This is a genomic window from Synechococcus sp. GFB01, assembly GCF_001039265.1.
Classification (GTDB): domain Bacteria; phylum Cyanobacteriota; class Cyanobacteriia; order PCC-6307; family Cyanobiaceae; genus NIES-981.
This window is the reverse complement of sequence record NZ_LFEK01000027.1, coordinates 17,265-27,148: the sequence shown is the minus strand read 5'-3', so window position 1 is coordinate 27,148 and position 9,884 is coordinate 17,265. Positions and strand designations below refer to the sequence as shown.

Below are 9,884 nucleotides of genomic sequence, written 5' to 3'. Positions count from 1 at the left end.
CAGCAGCGACACGCCCAGCTGCCGGGGCGCGCCGACACACCCTGGGGGCCATCCAGAAGCACCGCCAGATCGCCGCTGCCCGCCACCCCCTGATCGCCGCAGCGCCGGCCGAGGCCAGCCAGCTGATCGCCCGACACCTCCCAGCGGGCCCATTCGCGGGCGGTGCAGGGCTCGCTGGGCCGCTCGATCACCCCACCGCTGGTATCGGCCGCCCAGCGCGGTGCCGATCGGGCCAGCGGCACCTCCAGTCGCAGCAGCTCATGGCGCTGACGCCAGTCCACCCGGAGGATCAGCTCCAGCCATGGGCTGCCGGCCAGCAGCCGGCCCTCCAGCCGCACCGGGCTGCGGCCACAGTGCCCCCGCCAGACAAAGCTCGCGCACAGCGGGCCCCGCTCCACCCAGGCGGGGCTCCCCTGCCAGCTCCAGGTCAGGGGGTGCTGGCGCGCGTCGGCCGCCAGATCCCAGGCGTCCCAGAACTCCCCCTGATCGCGGTAGCGGCACCACTGCAGCGGCCCTGCCAGCAGAGGTTCCCGGTCGGCACCCCAGAGCTGCTCCAGGCCACCGGTACCCAGCTGAAAGCCGAGCAGCCCGTTGCTGCAGCGGCTGCCCGTGACCACCACGGGATGGGAGAGGTGCTCAGCCGGGCTGTCCGCGCCGGAATCCAGATTCGGCGGCCGGCGCCGCAGGGACAGTGCCGCCACGCCTTCCAGAGCTGGCAGCTGGACCCACTGGCCGCCCGCCGCCGCGGGCTGCGCCGGCAGCGTCAGATCCCCGGCCCGCCAGCAGCCAGGCGGCAGGCGCAGGGTTCTGGAGCGGGCCCGCAGCGGTTGCAGCTGCACGGCCCACCAGGGCTGAGCGGGCGTCGGCGCAGCGGAAGCGGCGGAACCGGCAGCACCGTCCGAGCGATCGCAGGCCATCGCCAGCCAGCGGTGCAGGGCCCCGTCCCGCTGTCGGCAGGCCGCACGTCGGGCGGCCCGCCACTGGGGTTCGGCCTGCTCGAACACCTCGGGGATCGAGGTGCCGGGGAGGATGTCGTGAAACTGCTGAAACAGCAGCGGCCGCCAGTCGATGGCAGGGGCCTCGGGAGCACTGCCCCAGGCCCCCGCCAGGGCAGCGGCGAGCTCCGCCTCGCGCAGCAGCCGCTCCAGCGTGCGGTTGTGGCGCTTCTGATCGGGCCGGGTGGTGGGGCAGCCGCGGTGCAGCTCCAGGTAGAGCTCATCCCGCCAGACCGGCAGCTGGCCGGCCAACGGGTCCAGCTCGACCAGATAGTCGCGCAGGCTTCCGTGCCGCTGTGGAGCGGCGACGCTCTGCCCCTGCCAGAGGGCCAGCTGCTCCAGCATCTCCGCGGTCGGGCCGCCGCCGTGGTCCCCCACTCCTGGCAGCCACAGCGCCCGCGGCAGACCCGTGGCCCGCTGCCATTCCAGCCGGTAGCCCTCCATCGCCTCGGGATCGCCATCGGTGCCGATCGGCGCCGTCATCAGGGCCAGCAGCTCGGAGCCGTCGCGGCTGCGCCAGCGGAAGAGGCGGTGGGGGAAGGGATGGTCCGCATTCCAGGCCAGCTTGTGGGTGCAGAACCAGCGCACGCCGGTGGCCGCGGCCACGGCCGGCAGGCCTGCCGCAAAGCCGAAGCTGTCGGGCAACCAGGCCAGATCGTGACGCAGGGTGGGGAAGGAGGCCCTGCTGAACCACTGACCCTCCTGAAACTGGCGCAGCAGCGAGGCGGTGCTGATCAGCACACAGTCGCTCTCCACCCAGGGGCCGTTGAGCGGCTCGAAGCGGCCCGCCGCCACGGCCGCCTGGATCCGCGCCATGAGCGCCGGACGCTGGAGCTGCAGCCAGGCGTAGAGGGCCGGCGTGGAATGTCCGAAGTGGAGCTGGGGAAACCGCTCCATCAGCCCGAGCACCGAGTCGAAAGTGCGTTCGGCGGCCTGCCAGGTGTCGGCCACCGGCCAGAGCCAGGCCAGATCGAGATGGGCGTGACCCAGCACATGGAACCCGGCGGCTGGGCTGGGATCGGGGGAGTCACCCGCTCGGCGGCGCAACGCGACCAGCGCCTCGCGGGTCTCCGCCAGGAGCCCCGCCGGATCGGCCGGATCGAGGGGCTCCAGTTCGAGGCGGCTGTGAATCAGGGCGCCGTCGTCATGGAGGGGGCTGCGCAGGATCAGTTCGAGGCGCAGCGGCTCCCCCTGCCACCAGCGCTCCGGCAGCGGCCAGCGGCAGGCCGTATCGAAGAGGTCACCGCAGTGCACGCGCTCCCCATCGACCCGCAGCTCCGCCTGTTCGGCCCACCAGCGCAGCACCAGCCGGGCCCGGGCCACGGCGGCGGAACGCTGCCACTGATGCAGCCGCCAGGGTTCGGGGCAGGGCAGGGTGAGCTGCAGGCGCTGCCAGAGGCCGCCACGGGGCCAGATCACCAGCCCGCGACGCGTCCAGTCGGGCCGGTGCTCGGCCCCCCAGGGATGGGCCAGCGCCGGGCCGGTCGTTCCATCCGGCTGCAGGCATTGCCAGAGCGGCTGCAGATCCCAGCGCGAACGTGACTGAAACGTTTCAATCCCGTGCGGCTGCCCTGCTGCTGGGGCCTCGGGCATCGTTGGATGGCGAGCCAAGTCCATAGGATGATGCCGCTGACGTGGGGTCGACCAGGTCCTGCGACGCGGCTGTCATTCCCCGACACCTGTCATTCCTGACACCTGTCACCTGCTGGCATCCGTCACGCGCTGACCTCTCCACGCACCTCCCCGCTTCTCCCCAGGCCGAACCATGCTCGCCCTCAAGATCTCGGTTTATTCGGTCGTTTTCTTCTTCATCGGGATCTTCGTGTTCGGATTCCTGGCGAGCGACCCGAGCCGCACCCCCAGTCGCAAGGATCTGGAGGAGTGAGCGGGAGGGACGGCCTGCTCAACTGACCAGCTCCGGGCACGGGGGGCAGGATCCCATGGGATAGTCGGCAGCGACATCGCTGCTCGGTTCGCACTCCATGCTCTGGGCACCGTCCTTGCGCCAACGATCTGACGCCGAACCATCACGGTCACCCCGGGCTTCAGTGATGCCGCCGAGCCGGGGGGTTAGCCCGAGGCCAAAGCTTCTGGGCTTGTGAGCTGATCTGATGGCCTGGACCTGCCGATCAGGNCGCTCAGCTTCACAGCGCCTGGCCACCGTGTTGATTGCACTGGCGTTCACGGCCACGGCTCAGCCGCTGCGGGCGCAACCAGCATCGGCTGCGATCACGGCTGCCGATGCCACGGGCCAGCAGAAGTCTGGGGGNTGCGACAGGTCGCTCTGGGGCTGGGCCGTTGACCGGGTTCGTGCTGATCCGAGCTGACAGGCAGAGCTATGACCGCCAGCTCGGGCGGGTCGTGGCCAGCGGGAATGTGGAGGTGATGCTGCAGGGCTGGCGGCTGCTGAGCGATCGTCTCGAATACTCCGAAGCCAGCCGCAGCGTGGCGGCCATCGGCCAGGTGCGGCTGCAGAAGGGCGACCAGTACCTTCAGGCCAGCAGCCTGCGCTACAGCGACTGGGAGGGCAGCGGCGAGCTGCTGGATGTGTACGGGGTCATCGATCGGGACACGTTGGTGGGTGACCTGCGCAGCCCCGGCTCAGCGGAACCGTCCGCCAGGCCGGCGCCGGCCTTTGCCTGCCCACCCCTCGAGGCCGATCCGGGGCGGCGGACGCTGGTGCAGCTGGTACCGCCCGGCCGCAGCCCGATGCCGACCATCGCGGCTCCACCGGNCTGCCCCGGTGCGGTTGCCGGGGNTCACAGCCCGACCCTGGCCGAGTCGCTCGATGCGGTGACGATGGGACGGGGCCTGGAACCCGGTCCCGCCAGGCCCATCGCAGCGGGCCCGTCCGCAGGGCAGGAGATCCGGGATGTGCGCTACCAGCAGAGCCTGACCACCTCGCTCAGCGTCGATCTGAGCGCGTTCATCGACACGACCGAGTCGGACAACAGTCCGTCCGGGGGCAGTCGCCCCTTCAACACACCCTCAGGCGTCAAGGCGCCCAAAGGCGATATCAGCCGCATCCGCTTCCAGGCATCCAGGCTGCGACTGCAGGGTGACCGCTGGAATGGCGCCGAGGTGGCCTTCACCAACGACCCCTTCACCCCGGCAGCTTCCTGGACGATCGCACGCCAGGTCCAGGCAGAGGTCGATCGCACCAGCGGCGTGACCACCATCACGGCCGGCAGCAGCCGAATCGTGCTCGACCAGAAACTCTCGGTGCCGGCCATCACCCGCGCCACGATCGGTGACAACCAGCAAACCCGGCTGGTGATCAAGAACGACAACGAGGACCGCGACGGTGTCTACCTGGGCTACAGCCTGCCCCCCATCAGAATCGGTCGGAGTGGAAGCCTCGAACTCCAGCCGCAGTTCATGCTGCAACGGGCGTTCGAGGGACAGACCAACAGTTACATCGAGCCCGGCGCCAGCCTGAGCAGCCCCACGATCACCCAGGACATCACCCCCGCCGACCTGTTCGGTCTGGATGCCGCCCTGAGGCTGCCCGTCNGCCGGCATGAAATTCGGGACCGAGCTCAGCCTCTCCACCCTCAACCCGGAGAACATCCCCGACGGCACCCGCAGCAGAGCGACGCTCGCCAGGCCCCTGGGGCTGAGCTGGGCTCCGGACACCACTGCCAGCCTGTTCGCCGGCTACCGCGAGCGTGTGTTCAACGGCAGCCTGGGCGAGCAGAATCTGATTTACCGATACGGCGCCAGGATCAGCGGCGGCAGGAGCATTCCCCTCTCCGCCAGCGATCGCGAGAAAGGAGACCGCAGCCCATCGTTCACCCCCCTGGGGATCAACTGGAACCTTGAATCGGGTAACTACCAGGCCAACCGTTACCAGAGCAACCAGCTCGACACGCTCTGGCGCAGCAGCCTCAGCGTGGGCGCCAGCACCACCCTCCAACTGTCGCGAGGCCGGTCCGCCTACGTCGGGGAGGGGACGGCAGGCCTGCGCTATTCGCCTGACCCGGTGGTTCCCGGGCTCGGTCTGGAGATGGGGCTGAGCGGCAATCTGATCAGCTACGGCAACGGGGCCAGTCAGAACACGCTCACCATCTATGGAGGCCCAGCCCTGACGCTGGGGCAGTTCGACAAGCCTGGTTCGATTACACCCGCCTGTCGGTCAGCGTGGGAGGCACCCTCCTCGACGGCGGCAGTCCGTTCGGCTTCGATCGGGCCGTGGATCTGCGCACGCTCAGCTTCAAGGCGGCCCAGCAGATCTACGGCCCGCTGGTGGTGGAAGGTGGAGCCAGCTTCAACATCGACCCGAATTCCGAGTTCTATGGAGATTCCTCGTATTCCTACGTGGAGGTGAAGCTGCAGCGCCGCTCCTATGAAATCGGCATCTACTACAGCCCCTATGACGGCATCGGCGGGATCCGGCTGAAACTCAACGACTTCGACTTCACCGGCACCGGCACGCCCTTCGTGCCCCATCCCGGCAGCGATCCGTTCCTCCGCCGGCCGGGAAGCTGAACAGCGGGTTTCGGGTCAGATGCCGCTGCTGCTGGAGGAAAAACCCACCAGATAAGGCAGCCGCGCGGCCGTGGCCCTGAGGGCATCATCATGAGCCAGCAGCTGGCCTGTGGCATCCCACTGACCGCTCACCAGCATGCGATGGGGGCCAGGGTCGAGATGCACCGGCCAGCGGTTCGCACCCACGAACTCGCTCTCCAGTTCCACCTGGAGAACGTCGAGATCGAGCAGCAGTTCCGCCGCGGGATCGGCGGCGATGGCCTCCTGCAGAGCCTGGATCGTGTCCGACGGAGCCGTGAGGCAGGGGATGCCCAGGGCCAGGCAGTTACCGAAGAAGATCTCGGCGAAGCTCTCGCCGATCAGGGCCCGGATGCCCCAGCGCATCAGGGCCTGGGGGGCATGCTCACGGCTGGACCCGCAGCCGAAGTTGCTGTTCACCACCAGCACGGAAGCCTCCCGGTGCACTTCGCGGTCAAAGGGGTGCTCGCCCCGCCGTTCGGCCCGGTCATCCGCGAAGGCCCCATGGGCCAGATCATCGAAGGTGACGCACTTCAGGAAGCGCGCCGGAATGATCCGATCGGTGTCGATGTCGGCACCGACCACCGCCACACCGCGACCGCGGTGGGATCGGATCGGACCGGAGGGGAACGCAGCGGCTGGGCGGGTCGACATGGCGGGAAACAGGTCAGGAGATCAGCTGGCGCACGTCGGTGACGCGACCGGTCACGGCGGCGGCNNCNACCATCGCCGGACTCATGAGCAGGGTGCGGCCGCTGGCGGAACCCTGGCGACCCTTGAAGTTGCGATTGGAGGAGCTGGCACTGATCTGGCGACCCTCGAGGCGGTCCGGATTCATCGCCAGGCACATCGAGCAGCCCGGCTGGCGCCACTCGAAACCGGCCTCGCGAAACAGGCGGTCCAGCCCCTCGGCCTCTGCCGCAACAGCCACCTGCTCGCTGCCGGGCACCACGAAGGCCTTGATGCCCGGAGCCACCCGGCGACCCCGGGCCACCGCCGCGGCCGCCTGCAGATCGCTGAGGCGACCGTTGGTGCAGCTGCCGATGAAACACACGTCCACCGGGGTGCCGGCGATCGGGGCACCGGGCTGAAGGTCCATGTAGCGGTAGGCCTCCTCCGCCAGGGGGCGCTCGTCCGGGGGGGTCTGCTCGAGGGTGGGCACGGCTTCATCCACACCGATGCCCTGCGCCGGGGTGATGCCCCAGGTCACGGTGGGGGCGATGGCGGCGGCATCGAAGCGCACCTCGTCGTCGAAGACCGCCTCCGGCTCGCTGGCCAGGCCGCGCCACCAGGCCACGGCCCGAGCCCAGGCCTCACCGCTGGGTGCACAGGGCCGGCCCTGGAGGTAGTCGAAGGTGGTCTGATCGGGGTTCACGTAGCCGCAGCGGGCGCCCCCCTCGATCGCCATGTTGCAGAGCGTCATGCGCTCCTCCATCGAGAGGGCCTCGATGGCCGGGCCGGAGAACTCGTAGGCGTACCCCACGCCACCCTTCACCCCCAGCACGCGGATCACATGCAGCACCAGGTCCTTGGCGAACACTCCCGGCTGCAGCAGCCCGTCCACCCAGATGCGGCGCACCTTGAGCTTGCCCATCGCCAGGCTCTGGCTGGCCAGCACGTCGCGCACCTGGCTGGTGCCGATACCGAAGGCGATCGCCCCGAAGGCGCCATGGGTGGAGGTGTGGGAATCGCCGCAGGCCACGGTCATGCCCGGCTGGGTGAGACCGAGCTCCGGGGCGATCACGTGCACGATCCCCTGGCGGCCGCTGCCGATGCCGTGCAGGGCGATGCCGTGCTCGGCGCAGTTGGCCTCAAGGGTGGCCAGCATCTCCTCGGCCAGCGGATCGGCGAAGGGCCGCGCCTGGGAGGTGGTGGGCACGATGTGGTCCACCGTGGCCACGGTGCGCTCGGGGTGGCGCACCGAGAGGCCCAGGTCCTTGAGGGCCGCGAAGGCCTGGGGGCTGGTCACCTCATGAATCAGGTGCAGACCGATGAACAGCTGGGCGCCGCCGCCCGGCAACTCGGCCACGCGGTGCAGATCCCAGACCTTGTCGTAGAGGGTGCCGGCGCTCAACGCGGATGCAGACACAGGAGGGGCCACCCTAGGAGCCCCGCTGCCTGAGGTTTTGCCGCGGTGCCCTCAGCCGGGATTCACGACATTGATCGGGGATCCGGCCAGCAGGGTGGCCACATTGGCGGCGGTGGCGGCGATGAGGCGGCCGCGGGCGGCGCGACTGGCCCAGGCCACATGGGGGGTGATCAGGCAGCGGGGGGCGGCCAGCAGGGGGTGGTCCGCCGCCGGGGGCTCCACGCTGAGCACATCGAGGCCGGCGCCGCCCAGATGGCCACGCGCCAGGGCCCCGGCCAGGGCGGCCTCCTCCACCAGGGCGCCGCGGCCGGTGTTGATCAGCAGGGCACCGGGCTTCATCCGGGCCAGACGATCGGCATTGATGAGGCCCTCGGTCAGCGGGGTGAGCGGGCAGTGCAGGCTCACCACATCACTGGCCGCCAGCAGGGTGTCGAGGTCCACGTCGCCGGGCTGTGGGGTGCGGCGTTGGCTGAGCACCTCCATGCCGAAGGCGCGGGCGATGCCGGCCACGGCGGCGCCGATGCGGCCGTGGCCGATCACCCCGAAGCGGAGGCCCGCCAGCTCCAGCAGCGGCTCATCCCAGAAGCAGAAGTCTGGGCAGGCCGACCAGCGCCCCTGGCGCACTGCCGCCGCCAGGCCGCCGGTGTGGTTGGCAAGCTCAAGCAGCAGGGCGAACACCGCCTGGGCCACCGATGCGGTGCCGTATTCGGGCACGTTGCACACCGGGATCCCAAGGCGACGGGCGGCGGCGCCATCCACCACGTCATGGCCGGTGGCCAGCACGGCGATGCCCCGCAGCCGCGGGGCCGATGCCAGCGCGCTGGCATCGAGACGAGTCTTGTTGGTAAGCACCACCGCGGCTCCGGCGATGCGCTCGGCCACCTGCTCAGGCGGGGTGCGTGCGTGCACGGTGAGCTCGCCCAGAGCCTCCAGCGGTTCCCAGGAGAGGTCCCCGGGGTTGGTGGTGTAGCCGTCCAGGACCACGAGGCGGGGGCGGGGGGAGAGCACGGTCATCCGTCCTTGCAACGAAGCGCCAACCGCAACCGGTTCAGCGCCTCACCCACGCTGAGCAGCTGGATCCAGCTGCGGCCACGGCTGGCCCCGAAGCGCACCCCCTTGCTGTCGCAGCCATCCGGGCCGGCCACGGCGATGTGCACCAGCCCCACCGGCTTCTCGGCGCTGCCGCCACCGGGGCCTGCGATGCCGGTCACCGCCATGGCCCAGTCGGCACCGGTGGCACGGCGGGCCCCCTCGGCCATGGCCTGGGCCACCGGATCACTCACCGCGCCATGCGCGGCCAGCAGCCCGGCCGGCACCCCCAGCAGCCCCTGCTTCACGGCATTGGCATAGGCGATCACCCCGCCCACGAACACCTCCGAGGCCCCGGGCACCGCCGCCAGTGCAGCCCCGAGACCGCCGCCGGTGCAGCTCTCCGCCACCGTCAGGGTCTGGCCCCGCCGCCGCAAGAGTTCCAGCACCACCGACGCCAGGGAATCGTCGTCGGCGCNGAAGCAGGCCTGGCCGGCGCGGGCACGGATCTCCGCCTCCACGGGCCGTAGCAGCGCCTCGGCTTCTGCATGGCTGGCACCCCAGGCGGTAAGGCGCAGCTTCACCTCACCGGCGCCCGCGTAGGGCGCCACGGTGGGATTGGAGCACTCCAGCAGATCGGCCACCTGCTCGGCCAGGCTGGATTCGGCCACACCCCAGAAGCGCAGCATGCGGCTGGCGAACACCCCCGTCGCCAGACCGGAGCTCTGCAGCCAGGGAGCGGCGGTGGCGGCCCACATCGCCCGCATCTCACTGGGAACTCCGGGGAAGGTGAGAACCGTGAACCCCGGCTGCATCGGGAAGGGCTGCCGGGCCGCATCCGGACTCCAGATCATGCCCGGCGCCGAGCCGGTGGCATTGGGCAGCAGCTCAGCCCCCACCGGCAGCAGGGCCTGACGGCGGAGGCTGGGCGTCACGGGCCGACCACGCGCGGCCAGCTTGGCCTGGATGTCGGACCACACCTCAGGCCGTTCCGCCAGCGGCGTGTGAAAGGCCGCCGCGATCGCCTCTGTCGTGAGGTCGTCGGGGGTGGGGCCGAGCCCGCCGGTGGTGATCAGCACCCGGCAGCGACCGGCCGCCTCGCGCAACGCACCGATCAGCCGCTCGCGGTTGTCGCCCACCACCTGCTGACGGTGGTGCGGAACGCCAAGAGCGGCAAGCTGTTCGGCGATCCAGCGGGCATTGCCGTTGGTGATGTTGCCGAGCAGAAGCTCGGTACCGATGCAGAGAACTTCGGCGGTCACTCC

General features: G+C 70.3%; 6 protein-coding genes and 2 pseudogenes. 3 read left to right on the top strand and 5 right to left on the bottom strand.

From position 1 onward, the window contains the following. Window positions 1-2,588 (bottom strand): alpha-mannosidase (locus tag SYNGFB01_RS04860; protein ID WP_053068333.1); only part of this gene is annotated, 2,588 nt, incomplete at its 3' end. Between the two features lie 172 nt (window positions 2,589-2,760). Between SYNGFB01_RS04860 and SYNGFB01_RS04855 the strand changes: the two genes are divergently transcribed. The 3 genes and pseudogenes from SYNGFB01_RS04855 to SYNGFB01_RS16240 all read left to right on the top strand — a co-directional run bounded on the left by SYNGFB01_RS04855 (window position 2,761) and on the right by SYNGFB01_RS16240 (window position 5,483). Continuing rightward, a complete protein-coding gene (locus tag SYNGFB01_RS04855) occupies window positions 2,761-2,880 on the top strand; it encodes a photosystem II reaction center protein I (protein ID WP_010312075.1) in 120 nt (39 codons plus the stop codon). Window positions 2,881-3,236: 356 nt separating this feature from the next. Beyond that, window positions 3,237-4,499 (top strand): annotated as a pseudogene (locus SYNGFB01_RS15865) (DUF3769 domain-containing protein); the annotation flags it as partial. Between the two features lie 16 nt (window positions 4,500-4,515). Then, window positions 4,516-5,483: pseudogene (locus SYNGFB01_RS16240) on the top strand (DUF3769 domain-containing protein). 15 nt (window positions 5,484-5,498) lie between these two features. Here the strand turns inward: SYNGFB01_RS16240 and SYNGFB01_RS04840 are convergent. From SYNGFB01_RS04840 to SYNGFB01_RS04825, 4 genes are all read right to left on the bottom strand, one after another. Beyond that, a complete protein-coding gene (locus SYNGFB01_RS04840; protein ID WP_048017166.1) occupies window positions 5,499-6,155 on the bottom strand; it encodes a 3-isopropylmalate dehydratase small subunit 2 in 657 nt (218 codons plus the stop codon). A gap of 13 nt (window positions 6,156-6,168) precedes the next feature. Then, the gene (gene leuC / locus SYNGFB01_RS04835; RefSeq protein WP_048017165.1) at window positions 6,169-7,575 is read right to left on the bottom strand and encodes a 3-isopropylmalate dehydratase large subunit; all 1,407 of its coding nucleotides are present in this window, start codon (window positions 7,573-7,575) and stop codon (window positions 6,169-6,171) included. Between the two features lie 66 nt (window positions 7,576-7,641). Continuing rightward, the gene (locus SYNGFB01_RS04830) at window positions 7,642-8,604 is read right to left on the bottom strand and encodes a D-2-hydroxyacid dehydrogenase (protein WP_048017164.1); all 963 of its coding nucleotides are present in this window, start codon (window positions 8,602-8,604) and stop codon (window positions 7,642-7,644) included. Next, window positions 8,601-9,881, bottom strand: coding sequence for a competence/damage-inducible protein A (locus SYNGFB01_RS04825; protein ID WP_048017163.1), 1,281 nt, complete (start codon window positions 9,879-9,881; stop codon window positions 8,601-8,603). Before SYNGFB01_RS04825 ends, SYNGFB01_RS04830 begins: the two co-directional genes overlap by 4 nt. Window positions 9,882-9,884: the final 3 nt, after the last annotated feature.